Source organism: Exiguobacterium sp. RIT594 (genome assembly GCF_003339585.1).
Classification (GTDB): domain Bacteria; phylum Bacillota; class Bacilli; order Exiguobacteriales; family Exiguobacteriaceae; genus Exiguobacterium_A.
The window spans coordinates 25,948-42,339 of record NZ_QPKF01000003.1 but is presented as its reverse complement, the minus strand read 5'-3'; the positions used below and the strand labels follow the sequence as shown (position 1 = coordinate 42,339).

Below are 16,392 nucleotides of genomic sequence, written 5' to 3'. Positions count from 1 at the left end.
AAGATATAGAGAGGGCGGAATTTTGTGTATATTATCTACGCTTTGGCATTTATTTGTCTCATTGTGCTAGTCGTCGCGACAAAACAGATCAGTGAGCGGACGACGAAAGGGCACTTCCGTTATATTCCTTTGGCGACTTTGTTATTTGGCGGAATTATCTTTCTTGTCTTGGCGATTGGAAAAGGTGGGGCAACCGGTATTCAATACGGCGTGCTGAGTATCATCTATTTAACGGCGACATTTGGTGTCTATTTGTACATCGCAGTCAGAAAAGATACGACCTTATTTTAAAGACAGGACCTCTCTGATTACAGAGGGGTTCTTTTTTTGATAAGATGGAACAAGAGAAAAGGGGGGCAGAAGAATGGATGCCTTAGATGTCATTGTTCATCCCGAACAAATTGAAGCTTGGTTTCAGCCGATTGTCGGAGCGGCGCCTTTTAAAGTGGAAGGGTATGAAATTCAATCCCATTTCCGGGGGGAACCATTAAAACCGTTTTTTCAAGAAGACGATGTACCGATCGAGTATCAACTCGAAGTGATGAGTCATGTCATTCGACATGCCTTTCAAAAAGTACCGACGGATGCGCATTCATTTGTTTTAATCCGCTGCCGACCGGCCTGGCTGTTTGAGAACGGCGGGGAAGATTTTTTAAGCATCTTGCGTGATGCACAAATCGATTTTCCGGAAGACCGGTTGTATGTCACATTAACGGATGTGCAAGTCGATGATTTTGATCGACTCGGCCGGATCGTCGCCTATTATCAAAACTCCGGTTTGAAGGTCGCATTAGACCGGGCAGAAGCGACCAGTCTGGAACGAGTCTTTTCGATGTCACCGGATATGTTAATTGTCGATTTGGCATCGATGATTGAGAAAAAGACCGTGTCGGCCAGTTATCCGCATTTACTGCAGACGATGGAACATCTCTGTGATCAACTCGGCGCGCCGTTGCTGTACAAAAATATCAGCCATCTTGGTCAGTTGCGTTATGCCTGGCAGCACGGCGGACGATACTATATGGGAAATTTACTCGGTGAAACAACACCGGACTGGGTAACGACGTGTCCGGGAATGGAGATTCTTCTTCATGAGGTCCCGATGTTTTATAAATATGACCGGGAACAGATGAACCGGCTGTTTCAGCTGGAGCAGGACTGGACGATACGTTTTAACGAATATTGCCAGTCGATCAAAGCAGAGGAAGATCTCGACAGTTGGCTGTTGATGCTTGCGAAAAAGATGGAACCGGAGTTTATCCGCTTTTATATCACGGACGCGAACGGCTTCCAGCAGTCATCAAATATCAGTAAAAAAAGCGGGGACTGGAAACGGTATTCGTTTTACCAAGGGTACAATTGGAGTTTCCGGCCGTATTTCATCCGAACGACGGTCGCAATGGAACGACGGCATACCGGTTACTTATCCGACCGTTACGTCGACTTCAGTTCAGGTGAACAGACACGGACCTTCAGTATGCCGCTGAATAATGGGATGTTCTTATTTGCTGATATTTCAGCAGAGTATTTATATCAAGAACGATTGAGTGAATGAGGAGGAAATGAATGATGTTGGATTATGATTACGATGCACTACGTGAAATTGGACGGATTGTCGCGATTGCACGCGATGAAATGGCAAATGCCGTTAAACCAGGGATTACGACAAAGGAACTGGACGAGATCGGGGCACGTATCCTGAAAGAACAAGGAGCGGAATCCGCGCCGATCGTCATGTATGATTTTCCGGGAGCAACTTGCATCAGTGTGAACGAAGTGGCAGCACACGGTATTCCGGGTGCCTATATCATCCAAGAGGGAGATATCGTGAATGTCGACGTTTCAGCCGTGAAAAACGGTTACTACTCCGATACGGGCAAAACCGTCATCGCAGGACAAGCCCGTCGTCCGGAAGATGTCCGCTTAGTTGAAGTTTCGTTGTCTGCCCTTGAAAAAGGATTAGAGAAAGTGAAAGCCGGGACAAAGGTGAATCAAATCGGCAAAGCGATTTATGCCGAGACACGCAAGAGCGGATTTACCGTCATCCGGAACTTGGCGGGCCACGGGTTAGGAAAGACTTTGCACGGCGAACCGGAGTCGATTTCGAACTACTTCAGCCGTGAGGAAAACGACTTGTTAAAAGAAGGGCAAGTCATTGCCGTTGAAACGTTCATCTCAACAGGCGACGAATTTTGTATGGAAGACGAGAAGGACGGTTGGACATTATACACACCAAATAAAAGTTTGGTTTCTCAATTTGAACATAGCGTCATCGTCTTAAAAGACGGATATGAAATCTTAACAAAAGTTGATTGAGTCAGGATGCATCAATCGAGTACAACAAACAGGAGTATCAAGCCCCTCGATTCGAGCGGGAATTGATACTCCTGTTTGGTTAGAGCATTTTTTTTGAGACGGCTAATCGTTCAAGGCGTTCGCGGGAAACCGGATGTTCCGCATACCGGATCGATCCGTTTTCGACGATATAGTCCTGTTCGAGCAAATCTTCAATGAAATATTGATCGGTTCCAGACATATCAATCGGATAAGCAAGTCCCGGTAAAGTGGCGAATGCCAACGTTTGGCGTCGGCCAATCCCGCTCTCGAACATGCCGCCTAACCAGTACGATGGCGCCATACTTCGGACATCGAGCGCTGCTGTCAAACCGCCGAGGCGAGCCGGCTTGATGTTGATGATTTGAGCTGCCTGCAGTGTCCGCATCAGAAAGGCATCCTGTGTCGTCTGAATCGATTCATCGAGACAAAGCGGTGTCGTGAGTAATGAGGCAGCCTGCTGATGACCTAACCAGTCATCGGCAGGAAACAGCTGTTCCATCATCAGCAAAGAGAACGTATCCCACTCTTGAAGGAGTGGTAAATCCGACAAATCAAAACTTCCGTTGGCATCAAACATCAACGGAGCATCCGGAAAAGTCTTTCGAACCTGTTTAAGAATAGCTGTATCCGTTGGAGCCAGTTTCAATTTAATCCGCTCGAATCCATCAGTCAATGCCTGACCTACAGCTTCAATTGTCTGATCGGCCGAGGAACGTCCGAGTGCTTTTCCGCACGGAATTGCCAGTGTCGCATCACCACCCAAATAGGTCGCAAGGGAGGTATGTTCCGCTTGTGCAAACAATTCATGAACGGCCCCGTCAAACATCGCTTTCGCCATCTGATTTCCTTTGATCGGCTGAAAGCGTGCAGGGACGTCAGCGGGTGACGATAAAGGTTGTGCCGCAAGCAAACGGTAAAGGAGCGGTGACAGTGCACGAAGTGAGTCTTGTGTTTCTGCCGTATACCAAGGTGTCTCAAAAGCGACACCTTCTCCGTAGCCGATTCGACCTTCTTGATCGGTCAACCGGAGAATCGTTGTCCGTCGTTTTGACAACGTGGAGATGGCGGTCTGCATCGGCTGACGAAACGTCAAATCCACATCAAATAGTTCGGCGCTGCGAAGGGTGATTGCCGTCATAGTGACTCCTTCAGCTGACGCCGAATCAGTTTGCCGTTGGCGTTACGCGGTAATGTATCACGGTAAAAATAAGTGACGGGACATTTATATTTGGCCAGTAAACGTCCCATTTCTTCGCGGATATCGGTCTCTGGCATCGTACTGACGATGAATGCGACCGGCACTTGCCCCCAGATCGGGTCAAAACGTCCGACGACACCGGCTTCCGTAATACCTGAGATTGATAATAGGGCAGCTTCGACTTCGGCCGGATAAACATTTTCACCACCGGAAATGATCAAATCACTTCTACGATCCAATACATACAAGTAACCATCGGCATCGATTCGTCCGAGATCGCCGGTCTTCAAATAGCCATCCGCTGTAAAGGCGGCTGCAGTCGCCTCTGGATTAGCAAAATAACCGTTCATGACAGTCGGGCCTTTGACTTCAATTTCCTGGTAACGGTTGATGCGGATTTCCGTCGGAGCAATGGCTTTACCGGCAGAACCAATCTTTCGAATCGCTTCTTCCGGCAGGAGCGTCGCGACCTGGGAAGCAGTTTCAGTCATGCCGTACGTTTGCATGACGGGAATATCACGGTCTAACGCGCGGGTCAGAATCGGTAAAGGTACGGGACCGCCGCCGGTCAGGACGACACGCAAATCAAACCGGCGCAGTCCGGCTTCAAGCAAACGATCCAACATGACTGAGACGAGAGAAATGTGTGTGATGTGTTCTGTCTTGATCCATGTAATGGTCTTGTTCGGTGAAAAATGAGGTTCAAGGATAAGCGGAACACCATAGATGACGGAACGGTAGACGACAGCTAAACCGCTCATATGAAACAACGGTGTGACAACAAGGAAACGGTCATCCGGATAAGAGCCGGTATGACGGGCTGCATTCATGGCGCTCGAAAAGTGATTGAGCATCGTTTGTTCGACCGCTTTAGGCCGTCCGGTCGTTCCGCTCGTAAATAACATCGACTGAATATAATGTTTCGGCATATGACGCACGAGAACTTCGGGCGCCGGATGGACTACTTGAAACGGGAGCCGTTTGACCGGTGCATCAATCGGTCGGTCTGAGATGACGAACCGGACATTGGCTTGTTTAAGTTGCATCTGCACTTCCGTTTGACTCAAGCGGATATTGATTGGAACGATCGTCAATTCAAGCAACTGAGCGGCGTGAACGGCGATAATATAACTGCTGCTGGAAGGACCGTATAATGCGATGCGATCACCACGGGAAAGCAGGGGAGCCCAGGAACTTGCCAGTTCATGCGCTTTTGTGTAGAGTGCGGACCAGGTCAAACGTTCGCTGTCCGTGATGAGAGCAAGATCATCCGGTTGTTCTTTAGCACGCGTGTAAATCCAAGGGTACACGGATTACCACTTCCTTTCTCGATGATGATAAGAAAAAGGTTCAAACGTCTTTCGACATTGAACCTTTTTTGTATTATGGGAATCGTGGGAACTGTCCGAAGTCAGGATCACGTTTTTCTTTAAACGCGTCGCGTCCTTCTTTTGCTTCGTCTGTTGTGTAATACAGTAATGTTGCATCACCGGCAAGTTGTTGGATACCTGCAAGGCCGTCTGAATCGGCATTAAATGCAGCTTTTAAGAAACGAAGTGCTGTTGGTGAATGCTGAAGGATTTCAGAACACCATTGAATTGTTTCTTGCTCTAGATCAGCCAGTGGAACCACCGTATTGACGAGACCCATGTCAAGTGCTTGTTGGGCATCGTATTGACGGCAGAGGTACCAGATTTCACGTGCTTTTTTATGACCGACGACGCGGGCGAGGTAACCAGAACCATATCCAGCATCGAATGATCCGACTTTAGGACCCGTTTGACCGAATTTCGCATTGTCCGCTGCAATCGTTAAGTCACAGACAAGGTGAAGGACATGTCCGCCGCCAATTGCATATCCTGCAACCATTGCGATGACCGGTTTCGGAATGACACGGATCAGGCGTTGTAAATCAAGAACGTTCAAGCGTGGAATTTCATCCTCACCGACATATCCACCATGCCCGCGGACTTTTTGGTCGCCGCCTGAGCAGAAAGCAAGATCGCCTTCACCAGTCAAGACGATGACACCGACATTTTGATCGTCACGTGCACGTGAAAAAGCGTCAATCAATTCGTGGACGGTCTTCGGACGAAAAGCGTTACGGACTTCAGGACGGTTGATCGTGATTTTAGCGATTCCATTCCATTTTTCGTACTTGATGTCTTCATAGCTCCGGGCAGCTGCCCATTCTGGAACATATCTCATTTTAATTCCCCCATTTAATTAATTAAGAGTAGTTTCTCTACTATTGTAACAAACTTTTCCGGTTGGTCGATATGTGGGGCGTGTGATGCACCCTGAATTAAATGAATTTTTTCGGGTAAAGCAGCTTCGACAGCAATTTTTTTAAATTTACTGTCCTCGGTACCGACAATCCAGTCAATCGTAGAAGAGTCGAGTAAGTGCCAGACCGGAGCCATATTGCCTGTTCCTTGAGCAATTAAAGAAGCGGCCAGTCCTTCCGGTGATTGTGCCAGTCGTCCACGGCGGATCGACTCCTGTACTTCGACCGGTAAATGACGTTGACTTGCAAAAAGCGGGAGCGACTCCCAGTAATCAATGAAAGCTGTCAGACCATCCGTCAATAAACGATCGGCGAGACGGCGATCGGCTTGACGACGCACCCGTCGTTCATATGCCGAGCGGATGCCCGGTGTCGTACTGACGGCAATCGTCTGTTTCACCTGTTTTGATGTCGCAGCAAGCAGAAGGGCGATTCGACCGCCCATGGAATAGCCTAAAACCGACCAGTCTTCATCGCGGGTCGCGAGTAGGACTTTCAAATCTTTCACCTGTTCCGTCAGGCGCATCCGTTGGTAAGGAGCGGCGGCTGTCCGACCATGTCCGAGCAAATCAATCCGATAGACGGTATAGTTTGATTGCAACCGGCTTTCGAGCAGATCCCATGTGGCACTGCTCCCGGTAAAACCGTGTAACAGCAACAAAGGTGGACCGCTTCCTGTCACTTCGACATGGTATTCCTGATGCCGCAGTTTCATCGGAATGCGTCCTGCAATGCCTGATTCGTCTGCTCCCAAATCAAGCGGTGGAGACGGACATTTTCCGGACGATCGGTGACGATTTCCAAGACACGTGTCGCAGTCGCTTGTTGCTGCAACGTCGACTTGAGATGCGTAATCGATGAAATCCGTTCATATTCTACCCCGTAGCCGGCAGCCAAGTGGCTGAAATCAACGTCTTGTGCCGTTCCGAACAAAGGTTCAAACAAAGCGGGATCAAGATTTTGTTGCGGTAGAAAACTAAAGATACCGCCGCCGGTGTTATTCACTAAAAGTATCGTGATCGGGACAGTTCGTGCCATCATCAATCCGTTGATGTCATGTAAGAACGCAAGATCACCGACCAGGAGGTAACGATTGTCGGCTTCATATGTTGCACCGAGGGCACTTGAAAGAATCCCGTCGATGCCATTGGCTCCTCGATTGGCGAGAATGCGCAGTGACGTACGTGTCGGTAAAAACGTATCGAGGTCGCGGATCGGCATACTGTTCGAAACAAATAGACTGCCTTCCGTTAAATCATTTAATGCCCGGACGACGTTGTATTCCGTCAGCTGGTCTGTATCCAAAGAAGAAAAGACGGTCTGGACGATGTGCTCTGCCCGTTGAAGGGTCTCGAGATAAGATACATCATGCGTGATGACGGGGACAGTCTTCAGCTGGCTCGGGTGACCACTTAAAAAGTTGGCCTGCAACTGGGGATCACGCCAGTTTCCGGGATGCCCGATTACTGTCGTCGGAATACCTTTTGACCAAAGAAGGTACGGTTTTGAGGTCGGCATCGCACCGAATCGTAAAATATGATCCGGTCGGATATCATCGTGAATCGCTGCTTCTTTTAACCAGGTATCGTAATAGCCGAAAACCGTATCGTTAGAAGAACGGCGACCTTGACTCAATGGATCGGCGAAAACCGGAATCCGCGCACGGTCGGCATAGTCAAGGATGATTTGTGTATCCGCAAGAGAAAGTTGAGGTCCGATGACAATCAAAAGACGCGGAATTGATAAAATTTCAATCCATTTTTGTGTATGTTTTTCTACTGCCGGTTGATGCGGTTGTCCGACTGGCTGACCCGTTTGCAGTAAATCCAGTTCTGGAATCAATGGTTCCCGAAGTGGAATATTGATATGGACCGGACCAGCAGGTTCCGCGAGCGCAAGAAGGACAGCACGTTCTGCTACGTGTTGTACATAGGGTAGGGCAGTTTCTTCCGGTATCGGCAGGTCAAAGGCGTGCCGGACCTGCTTCCCGTATAGACCGACTTGATCAATCGCTTGGGGGGCACCGACTCCACGTAATTCATGGGGGCGATCCGCCGTCAATACGATTAACGGCAACTCGAAGATGTTTGCTTCCGTCACGGCAGAATAATAATTCGTGGCTGCCGTTCCGCTCGTACAAATCAAGGCGACCGGACGCAATGTATCTTCCGCCCGCGTTAAACCAAGGGCAAAAAAACTAGCCGACCGTTCGTCAACGAGGACGTGGGTACGGCTAAACGGGTGAAGAAAAGCAGCGATGGCAAGGGGAGTCGAACGAGATCCGGGACTGATGACGAAATCCCGGACTCCGCCTTTTACTAAATTATCGATTAATGCATGCATCCATTTAGTCAACATAAATATCATCCTTTTCTATCGTACAAAGATGCGACAAGGCCTGTAACATCGGTGATAGTTTTGTATCGGTTTCTTCCAGTTCACTTTGGAGAACAGACCCTTCGACAATCCCGCAACCCGCATAAAGAACAGCCGAGCGGTCGGTAAACAGACCGGACCGGATGGCGACGATGAATTCACCATTTTCCTGCCCGTCCATCCAACCGACGGGAGAACCGTACCAGCCACGTTCGAACGTCTCGATTTCGCGGATTGCAGCGACGGCCGCCTCCTTGGGTTCTCCGCCCAGTGCAGGTGTAGGGTGAAGCTTCTCGATCAGCTGAAACAGACTGACTTCAGGTGAAAGTGTTGCATTGATCGGCGTATAGAGATGCTGGATATGGCGATTCTTCAGCAACATCGGTTCATCCGGTTTGTTAATTGCTGTCGAAAGTCCTTGAAGTGTATTTTCAATTGAATCGACGACAATCGCGTGTTCGACACGGTTTTTGTCATCCTGTAACAATGATTGTCCCAGTGCAGCATCTGTCGTCTCGATCGCGTGTCGAGGAGCGGAACCTGCAACGGCGGCAGTCTTGAGCTCTAGACCTGATTTTAAAATCAACCGTTCCGGTGTCGCACCAAGGAAAGCTTCATCTGTCGTCGGTTGAAAGAAGAAGATATAACTGCCCGGCTGCGAAGACTCGAGCTCCTCGACGAGTCCTGCCAAGTCGATTGGTTGATCGAGCTCATAGACGACCTCACGGGCTAAGACGATTTTTTTGAGTGATGTTTTTAAGAGTTGTGCCGCTTGATGAAACGAGGCTTCAAAAGCATCATTTCCGTCACGCGTCAGACGAATCCGTGTCACGAATGGAGTGGACTTCGGTTTGTGCAATTCTGCATATTCGACAGCCAACTGGTTGAGAATCTTTTCTGCATTAGATTGCGGTTCAACGAACGCAAAAACCGTTACCGTCGTCCGTCCATTCTGTTCCAAGTAAAGATACTTCGGAATGGTCATCGACGCTTCTCCAAAAGAAGACCAACGATATTCAGTATGCTTCAGTTCGGAAAAAGAAAAGCCGCAAAAGGCAAATAAATCGGTGCCGACATGATCCCGATTCAAATTTGACCACATGGACTGCATCCGTAAGAAACGATCGTGTCCTGCCGTCTTTAGTTGTTGCGTAATGCCAAAACCGATAGCACGCATGGACCGATCAGGTGTCGTAAAGTAAAAGCGTTCTTCTGTTCCGAATGACAGCGTGCTGACATCCTGCGTCTCGACATTCCACGAATACGAGGCGATAATAGACCGTTGATATGCATTTGCATGACCAACAGCACGTTCAATACATTGTTTAAGCTCATGTTGAGCGTAAGCCATACCGCTCATTGCCCCCTAGTCTAAAGATACTGTGATACGTTTCACTTATTCTAAGTGTAAACTTTTTATCTGAAAAAAAGAAGGAATAAGCTATCTAGGATTGAGCATTGACAGTAAAAAACGAAACCCGATACACTTAGACAGGAAAGGGGTTTATTATATGAATAAATCAATCGCTGTATATTGGCGAATGACACGACCGCATACGTTGACGGCAAGTTTTGTGCCGGTCGTCGTAGGAACGGCTATCGTGGCACCACGGATCGAATCGTTACGGATGGATCTGTTTTTTGCCATGTTGATCGCATCGATGCTGATTCAGATTGCGACGAACTTATTTAATGAATATTATGATTACAAGCGGGGACTCGACACGGAAGAATCGGTGGGAATCGGAGGGTCGATTGTCCGCGACGGTTTTAAACCGGGAACGATTTTAGCGTTTGCCTTCTCGTTATACGGCATCTCGGCCTTGCTTGGTATCTACTTGTGCCTTGAAACAACATGGTGGTTGCTCTTGATTGGAATCGTTTCGATGTTCGTTGGTTACATCTACACAGGAGGGCCATTACCAATCGCTTATACACCATTTGGAGAAATTGTCGCCGGTTTTTTCATGGGGTATGTCATCATCGCGATTTCAGCTTATCTGCAAATCGGTTATGTTCCGACAGAAGCGGTCGCCATTTCGATTCCGGTATCCATTTTAATTGGATCGATTCTGCTCGCTAACAATATTCGTGATTTAGACAATGATAAAGTCAATGGACGAAAGACGATTGCCTGCTTAGTCGGTCATCAAAAAGCAGTCTATGTACTGATTGCCTTCTTTGCCGCTGCCGTCCTGTCGCTCTTGATTGCCGTCCTGGCCTTTAACGTCACATGGTGGGCGCTGCTTGCTCTATTAAGCATTCCACTGATGATTAAAGCCGTGAAACTGTTCTGGCGTGATCTGCCGCCGCAGGAATTGATGCCGGGTATGGCACAGACAGGGAAGGTCAATACGATCTTTGGATTATTGCTTGCAATCAGTTTGACGATTGCTAATCTCTGATGGAGACGATAGCGTTTTTTGAATGGAATCCCGGACGATCGACAGATCAAACTGTCATCGCCGGGATTTTTTTTTGTGGAATCATGAATTGTCTGATTGGTTGTAACAGTTTTGAAATTTTACTATAATGGAAGCAATGTGCCTAGAACGCGTATAAAATCCTTCGGGTTCATGAAATTTTTTTAGAGGTGGAACAGGAATGAATAAAATTGCGGTAATCGGAAAAGTATTCGTCGACATAAAAGGAACTTCGTTTGCACCCTTGCATAAGGATGCGAAAAACGTCGGGGATATCACCTTCTCGAATGGTGGTACAGGACGGAACGTAGCACAAAATCTCGCTGTTCTCGGAAATGATGTTCGTTTTATCTCGACGGTTACGAACGATCAGATTGGTGTCGGGGTACTCGAAGAGTTAAAATCTTACGGGGCCAACGTCGATCATGTAGAGATGCTCGAAGATCATGGAATGGGGATGTGGCTTGCAGTCATGGACAATGAAGGAGATTTACAGACGTCGATTTCTAAACAACCAGACGCTAAACTCCTGGAAGAAGCCATTCTTCGTCAATCTGTCTATGCTCTTGACGGAGTGGATGCAGTCGCAATCGATTTGGATTTATCGGTGACAGTTCTCGAACGGTTGATTCATATCTGCCGCAAAATGGAGTTACCGCTTTACGGTGTCTGTGGACATTTGAGTGTGATTGAGCGTAATCGCCACCTGTTACAAGGATTTACGGGCTTCATCTGTAGCCGTGAAGAAGCTGAGATTTTATCGGACCTATCGATTGTAACGGTAGAAGACGCCATTCATGTAGCGAACGAACTGGCGAAAAAAGGAGCACCCTTTACGGTTGTCACAATGAGTGAGTTAGGTGCTGTCTATGTGGACCGCCGGACAGCGACTTCTGGTCATGTCGGGACGAAGAAAGTGAAAGTAGTTGACTCAACAGGTGCAGGAGATTCATTCTTTTCTGCCGTGCTTTCCGAATTGACGGAATCCAAGCGGGCAGAAGATGCACTTAAACTTGGAATGAAGGTTGCCGCACAAGTCATTGCATCCACGGAAAATGGATTGATTCCAGAAATGCTTGAGACCATTCGTTGAGTCCTCAGATGATGAGGAGGAGTGAAAATCAATGCCGATTCAAAGAAGTGCCATTATTCTAATCAATGAAGCAGATGAAGTTGCCTTGATTCGTCGGGACAAGCCGGGCGAGACCTACTATGTCTTTCCGGGCGGCGGACGGGAAGCAGGCGCGACATTAGAAGAAACCGCCATCCGGGAGGCGCATGAAGAGCTTGGAGTGGACGTGGAGCTCGAAGGAGTTGCCGCCATCGTGCATTTTAACGGATTGGAAAATCCGTATTACTGGGCAAAAATGACCGGTGGTGTATTTGGCACAGGGACCGGAGAAGAATTCGAGGATCTGTCGTCTGGATATACACCGCTCTGGATCAAACGCGAAGAACTGATTCATTTACCGGTTCGTCCGACATCGCTCGTGCAAGAATTGACGAAGATGACGGAACGTTTTTATGATATCGAGCTTATAGATAATTGAGGTTTTAGTTGAAATAAACAGGGAAAAAGTATAGTAAGACAATGAGGTGGTCCTGGACTGCCTCTTTTTTATGAAAGGGAGATGACGATGGCGCATACACGTGATCCTAAAGGGTTAGCCCTTAATCTAAAGCAACGCATGTCCGATCACAACATTACGGATTACGCAGGAACGTTAGCTTATTATTGGTTCTTATCGATTTTTCCAGGCATTATTTTTGTTATTTCAGTATTATCATTCTTTGACATTGATCAACAGACGCTTGAATCACAAATTCGTGATTTGGCGCCGGGTGGATCGGTCAATACGTTTACGGATGTGATTTTCCAAGCGATCAAGGAACCGCAAGGTGGTCTCTTGTCAATCGGGGCGATTTTAGCGATCTGGTCGGCTTCGAAAGGCGTCGATCGTCTGATTACGACAGCCAATCATGCCTACGGTGATTTTTCACCCCGTGGATTCGTCGCAGCCCGTGGAATCGCATTGATCCTGACCGTTGTTCTTGGAATCGGAATGCTCTTGTTGATTGTCCTGAACGTTTTAGGTGGGCCGATCATCAGTTACTTAGCCAACTTTGTCCTACCGATTGATATGGGGCAAAAAATCCTGCTGACGGTCTTGCGATATGCCATTTCGACTGTCTTGCTGATTTTGATTTTGTCGATTTTCTACCGTGTTGCACCGAAACGACCGATTTCGTTTAAAGAAGCCATTCCCGGAGCCGTCTTTGGTGTTATCGTATGGCAATTATTATCGGTTGGATTCGGATTTTATGTCTCGAATTTCTCAAACTATAATCAAACATACGGTTCGCTTGGGAGTGTCGTCATCGTATTATTATGGTTGTACTTTACAGGATTGATCATTTTACTCGGCTCTGAACTGAATGCGTCGTGGGAACGTTTCATGAAAAAAGCAGATCCGAAAAAGATGGAAGAAAAACGATTAAAAGAGCAGGCGGATCTGGACTCGATTCCAACGAATACATTTGGTTGATTTCAAGCTCCATCTATTCCTTGAACGTCACACAAAAAAAGCATCTACTGTCGGTAATCGACGGTAGATGCTTTTTGATTGGATTATGCTGCCGCTTGTTTTGAAAACGGAGCAGGAGTCTTGTAGGATGGCGTATCTTTTTGTAAGAGGCGTAATCCGTTCAAAATGACAAGAATGGTCGAACCTTCATGACCGACAACTGCGAACGGCATGATGAGGAACTGTGACAAATTCGAAATGATCAGCAGAAGAATGACACCGATTGCGAGTGTAATGTTTTGTTTGACGACACGATTCATCTTACGTGCTTTGTTGACAGCATAAGCGAGGCGTCCTAAATCATTTTTCATCAGGACGACGTCGGCTGTTTCAAGAGCAGCATCTGTTCCTTCGCCCATTGCGATACCGACATGTGCCAGTGCAAGAGCGGGAGCATCATTGATTCCGTCTCCGACCATGGCGACGGTTTTTCCTTCGGTCTGATACTGCTTGATATACCGTACTTTGTCTTCAGGAAGACATTCGGCTACATAGTCTGTCAGGCCCGCTTCCTTCGAAATCGCAGCAGCAGTCACAGGGTTGTCTCCTGTCAACATGATTGTCGTAATGCCAAGCGCGTTTAATGACGCGATCGCTGTCTTGGCTTCAGGACGAATCGTATCCCGTAGTGCGTACAGCGCGATGATCGATTGACCGTTACTGACATAGACGATGGTATTTCCTTGTTCTTTTAACGTTTGCTCCATCGATAGGAAAGGATCGGTCAATCCTTCGTGGAACGCATATTTTCCGATCCGGTACGTCTGACCGGAAACCGTGGCTTCGATTCCGTAGCCGGTCACGTCTTTGAAAGCGGATGGTTCAATGATATCCGTTTTTAAGTGTGTAACAATCGCTTGTGCCAGTGGATGATTCGATTGTGCTTCAATGGATGCGACCGCTTGTTTGACGGCGAAGACATCCATTCCGTCAGCATAATGGCTTTCCGTGACGATAGGTTTCCCGGTCGTTAATGTCCCGGTTTTATCAAAGACGATCGTATCGACTTGTCCAAGTGTCTCGATATGTGCTCCACCTTTAAATAAGACACCGTTTCGAGCAGAAGCGGCGATTGCTGCTAGGGCAGCCGGTGTGATTGAAGCGACCAAAGCACAAGGAGAAGCGACGACGAGTAAAATCATGGCCCGATAGATACTTGTTTCAAATGTCCAGCCAATTAAGTAATGGGGGACGACCATCATCAAGGCGACGACGAGTAAGACGATTTTAACGTAACGGCTTTCGAACCGTTCGATGAATTGTGCGGATGGTGATTGTTCGCTTTGAGCGTTTTGAACCATGTGAATGATTTTTTGGAACAGGGACTCGTCCGCGGCTTTTGTCATCTCGATTGTCAGCACACCATTCATATTGACGGTTGAATTGTATACGGTATCGCCGACCTGTTTTTCGACAGGAATCGATTCGCCTGTAATCGAGGCCTCTTCAATCGCAGCTTGACCGCGGATGATGGTTCCGTCGACAGGAATCCGCTCACCGGGACGGACGTAGACGAGTTCTCCGACGATCAATTGGTCAAGACCCACGACTTCCAGTTTACCGTCTGAGTTCAACCGAGTAGCTTCTTCCGGCTGTAAGGACATTAAACTTTGTAATGCCCGTTCGTTTTTATTCATCGTGTAGGTTTCGAGGGCACCGGATAACGCAAAGATGAAAATCAAGATGGCACCTTCCATCCAGTAGCCGATAGCCGCTGCACCGATGGCAGCTAAAATCATCAATAATTCTACATTCAAGGTTTTGTCATGATACGTTTCCGTTAACCCTTCTTTTGCTTTTGCATACCCTCCGATTAAATAAGCGGAGAGATAAAGCGTGACATAACCTGTGGCTGGGATGTTGATCTTTTCAAGTGTGTAGGCAATTAAAATCAATATTCCGCTAAAGAGTGCTAAAATCAATTCGTGATGTTCCTCCCAAGCATGACGGAGAGCGGAACGCTGATGGACATCAGTAGTAGTAGAGGTAGTCATATGGAAAAGCTCCTTTCAAGTCTAAATGAGAAAAGAAATCATTATGTTAAAACAATGAGAATGTTAATTACCAACGGTTTCTCATGAATGATAATGAGTTTCATTGTCGCTAGATTATAATAATTATTATCTGTAAAGCTACTATACCATGTCTATGTCAAAAGGAACAGGAAAGGAATTAGCAAAAATGAAAAAAATCTTGACTGATCGATTTGGTATGGTTGTACTCGCTTTAGTGACGACCTTCCTTTGGGGAAGTGCGTTTCCCTTCATCAAAAAAAGTTATGAGCTGCTTGCCATCACTTCAACGGAATACGGGGAACAACTGTTGTTTGCCAGTTACCGCTTTTTTATCGCCGGCGTCTTATTGCTGATTGTCAGCGTCCTGATTTTTAAGCAACCGATTACATTAAAAAAGCGGACACTCGCGTACAGCCGGCTCGGCTTCTTTTTGACGTTTCTTCAATATGTGTTCTTTTATATCGGACTTTCCTTATCGACCGGGGTTCAGGGATCGATCATTGCCGGATCGACTTCATTTTTTCAAATGTTGCTCGCCCATTTCCGGTATGAAGATGACCGGTTAAATCGATTCAAAGGACTGGCCTTGTTTTTAGGATTTACAGGTGTGATTTTAGCCAACTGGCCGCAAGGGTCAGCCGGTGTATCGTTTGGGAGTGGTGAAGTCTTACTGATTCTCGCCATGATTTCCGGCGCATTCGGAAATTTGATCGCTAAGGAATATTCGGCCAGTTATCCGGTCGCACCGATGACAGGTTGGGCCATGGTCATTGGATCAATCGGCCTATTCATCGTCGGAGCGGTCTTGAATGGAGACTGGTTCCCGTTTAGCTTCACGAGTACGACGGTCTGGATGCTGATTTATTTAGCATTCTTGTCAGCGACAGGGTTCACCTTGTGGAATCTCTTAATGAAATACAATCCGGTCAGCCGTGTGTCATTGTTCATGTTTTTTGTACCGATTTACGGTGTGACGTTATCTGCGCTCATTCTCGGGGAATCCATTCCGCCGCAAGCCTTTATCGGTCTGCTGTTTGTCGTTGCAGGAATTCTTGTATCAACGTATCTTCCGATTTGGTTTCAAAAGCGGAGTTGACGAAGGTTCTGAATCGTGCAAAAATGGTCTCAATCAATCTGTTATTTTTAATCGTTCGTTGCTAAGCCGACTCGT

General features: G+C 47.3%; 15 protein-coding genes. 8 read left to right on the top strand and 7 right to left on the bottom strand.

Going from position 1 to position 16,392, the window contains the following annotated elements:
* Window positions 1-24 precede the first annotated feature (24 nt).
* The 3 genes from DVG79_RS11365 (at window position 25) to map (ending at window position 2,316) form a co-directional block, all read left to right on the top strand.
* Window positions 25-291 (top strand): hypothetical protein, encoded by a 267-nt coding sequence (locus DVG79_RS11365; protein WP_012369524.1) that lies wholly within the window; start codon window positions 25-27, stop codon window positions 289-291.
* Between the two features lie 73 nt (window positions 292-364).
* Window positions 365-1,555, top strand: coding sequence for an EAL-associated domain-containing protein (locus DVG79_RS11360; protein WP_114596824.1), 1,191 nt, complete (start codon window positions 365-367; stop codon window positions 1,553-1,555).
* A gap of 14 nt (window positions 1,556-1,569) precedes the next feature.
* The gene (gene map / locus DVG79_RS11355) at window positions 1,570-2,316 is read left to right on the top strand and encodes a type I methionyl aminopeptidase (RefSeq protein WP_199505865.1); all 747 of its coding nucleotides are present in this window, start codon (window positions 1,570-1,572) and stop codon (window positions 2,314-2,316) included.
* A gap of 79 nt (window positions 2,317-2,395) precedes the next feature.
* Here the strand turns inward: map and menC are convergent, their stop codons facing one another.
* The 6 genes from menC to DVG79_RS11325 all read right to left on the bottom strand — a co-directional run bounded on the left by menC (window position 2,396) and on the right by DVG79_RS11325 (window position 9,549).
* Window positions 2,396-3,475 carry an o-succinylbenzoate synthase gene (gene menC / locus DVG79_RS11350; RefSeq protein ID WP_114596822.1) on the bottom strand — a complete coding sequence of 360 codons (1,080 nt, stop codon included), beginning with the start codon at window positions 3,473-3,475 and terminating at the stop codon, window positions 2,396-2,398.
* Window positions 3,472-4,845 (bottom strand): o-succinylbenzoate--CoA ligase, encoded by a 1,374-nt coding sequence (gene menE, locus DVG79_RS11345; RefSeq protein ID WP_114596821.1) that lies wholly within the window; start codon window positions 4,843-4,845, stop codon window positions 3,472-3,474. The genes menC and menE overlap by 4 nt, the downstream gene beginning before the upstream one ends.
* Before the next feature lie 73 nt (window positions 4,846-4,918).
* Window positions 4,919-5,743: a 1,4-dihydroxy-2-naphthoyl-CoA synthase gene (gene menB / locus DVG79_RS11340; protein ID WP_114596820.1), complete on the bottom strand. Its 825-nt coding sequence runs from the start codon at window positions 5,741-5,743 to the stop codon at window positions 4,919-4,921.
* A gap of 14 nt (window positions 5,744-5,757) precedes the next feature.
* Window positions 5,758-6,537: a 2-succinyl-6-hydroxy-2,4-cyclohexadiene-1-carboxylate synthase gene (gene menH / locus DVG79_RS11335; RefSeq protein ID WP_114596819.1), complete on the bottom strand. Its 780-nt coding sequence runs from the start codon at window positions 6,535-6,537 to the stop codon at window positions 5,758-5,760.
* Window positions 6,534-8,180: a 2-succinyl-5-enolpyruvyl-6-hydroxy-3-cyclohexene-1-carboxylic-acid synthase gene (gene menD / locus DVG79_RS11330; protein ID WP_114596818.1), complete on the bottom strand. Its 1,647-nt coding sequence runs from the start codon at window positions 8,178-8,180 to the stop codon at window positions 6,534-6,536. The genes menH and menD overlap by 4 nt, the downstream gene beginning before the upstream one ends.
* The gene (locus DVG79_RS11325; RefSeq protein ID WP_114596817.1) at window positions 8,170-9,549 is read right to left on the bottom strand and encodes an isochorismate synthase; all 1,380 of its coding nucleotides are present in this window, start codon (window positions 9,547-9,549) and stop codon (window positions 8,170-8,172) included. The genes menD and DVG79_RS11325 overlap by 11 nt, the downstream gene beginning before the upstream one ends.
* A gap of 160 nt (window positions 9,550-9,709) precedes the next feature.
* Between DVG79_RS11325 and DVG79_RS11320 the strand changes: the two genes are divergently transcribed.
* The 4 genes from DVG79_RS11320 (at window position 9,710) to DVG79_RS11305 (ending at window position 13,167) form a co-directional block, all read left to right on the top strand.
* On the top strand, window positions 9,710-10,603 hold the full coding sequence (locus DVG79_RS11320) for a 1,4-dihydroxy-2-naphthoate polyprenyltransferase (protein WP_114596816.1): 894 nt from the start codon (window positions 9,710-9,712) through the stop codon (window positions 10,601-10,603).
* A 199-nt stretch (window positions 10,604-10,802) separates the two neighbouring features.
* Window positions 10,803-11,714, top strand: a complete 912-nt coding sequence (locus DVG79_RS11315; protein ID WP_114596815.1) for a guanosine-inosine kinase — start codon at window positions 10,803-10,805, stop codon at window positions 11,712-11,714.
* A gap of 31 nt (window positions 11,715-11,745) precedes the next feature.
* On the top strand, window positions 11,746-12,171 hold the full coding sequence (locus DVG79_RS11310) for an NUDIX hydrolase (RefSeq protein WP_114596814.1): 426 nt from the start codon (window positions 11,746-11,748) through the stop codon (window positions 12,169-12,171).
* Window positions 12,172-12,258: 87 nt separating this feature from the next.
* Window positions 12,259-13,167, top strand: a complete 909-nt coding sequence (locus DVG79_RS11305) for a YihY/virulence factor BrkB family protein (protein WP_114596813.1) — start codon at window positions 12,259-12,261, stop codon at window positions 13,165-13,167.
* An 83-nt stretch (window positions 13,168-13,250) separates the two neighbouring features.
* Here the strand turns inward: DVG79_RS11305 and DVG79_RS11300 are convergent, their stop codons facing one another.
* Window positions 13,251-15,200, bottom strand: coding sequence for a heavy metal translocating P-type ATPase (locus DVG79_RS11300; protein WP_114596812.1), 1,950 nt, complete (start codon window positions 15,198-15,200; stop codon window positions 13,251-13,253).
* A gap of 187 nt (window positions 15,201-15,387) precedes the next feature.
* Here DVG79_RS11300 and DVG79_RS11295 point away from each other — a divergent pair, with 187 nt between their 5' ends.
* Complete coding sequence (locus DVG79_RS11295; protein WP_114596811.1) at window positions 15,388-16,317, top strand: DMT family transporter; 930 nt, start codon at window positions 15,388-15,390, stop codon at window positions 16,315-16,317.
* Window positions 16,318-16,392: the final 75 nt, after the last annotated feature.

What these genes read in the sequence shown, in the direction of transcription:
- DVG79_RS11360 (WP_114596824.1), top strand. Translation starts at nt 365, where the DNA reads ATGGATGCCTTAGATGTCATTGTTCATCCCGAACAAATTGAAGCTTGG.
- map (WP_199505865.1), top strand. Translation starts at nt 1,570, where the DNA reads ATGTTGGATTATGATTACGATGCACTACGTGAAATTGGACGGATTGTC.
- menC (WP_114596822.1), bottom strand. Translation starts at nt 3,475, where the DNA reads ATGACGGCAATCACCCTTCGCAGCGCCGAACTATTTGATGTGGATTTG.
- menB (WP_114596820.1), bottom strand. Translation starts at nt 5,743, where the DNA reads ATGAGATATGTTCCAGAATGGGCAGCTGCCCGGAGCTATGAAGACATC.
- menH (WP_114596819.1), bottom strand. Translation starts at nt 6,537, where the DNA reads ATGAAACTGCGGCATCAGGAATACCATGTCGAAGTGACAGGAAGCGGT.
- menD (WP_114596818.1), bottom strand. Translation starts at nt 8,180, where the DNA reads ATGTTGACTAAATGGATGCATGCATTAATCGATAATTTAGTAAAAGGC.
- DVG79_RS11325 (WP_114596817.1), bottom strand. Translation starts at nt 9,549, where the DNA reads ATGGCTTACGCTCAACATGAGCTTAAACAATGTATTGAACGTGCTGTT.
- DVG79_RS11320 (WP_114596816.1), top strand. Translation starts at nt 9,710, where the DNA reads ATGAATAAATCAATCGCTGTATATTGGCGAATGACACGACCGCATACG.
- DVG79_RS11315 (WP_114596815.1), top strand. Translation starts at nt 10,803, where the DNA reads ATGAATAAAATTGCGGTAATCGGAAAAGTATTCGTCGACATAAAAGGA.
- DVG79_RS11310 (WP_114596814.1), top strand. Translation starts at nt 11,746, where the DNA reads ATGCCGATTCAAAGAAGTGCCATTATTCTAATCAATGAAGCAGATGAA.
- DVG79_RS11305 (WP_114596813.1), top strand. Translation starts at nt 12,259, where the DNA reads ATGGCGCATACACGTGATCCTAAAGGGTTAGCCCTTAATCTAAAGCAA.
- DVG79_RS11300 (WP_114596812.1), bottom strand. Translation starts at nt 15,200, where the DNA reads ATGACTACCTCTACTACTACTGATGTCCATCAGCGTTCCGCTCTCCGT.
- DVG79_RS11295 (WP_114596811.1), top strand. Translation starts at nt 15,388, where the DNA reads ATGAAAAAAATCTTGACTGATCGATTTGGTATGGTTGTACTCGCTTTA.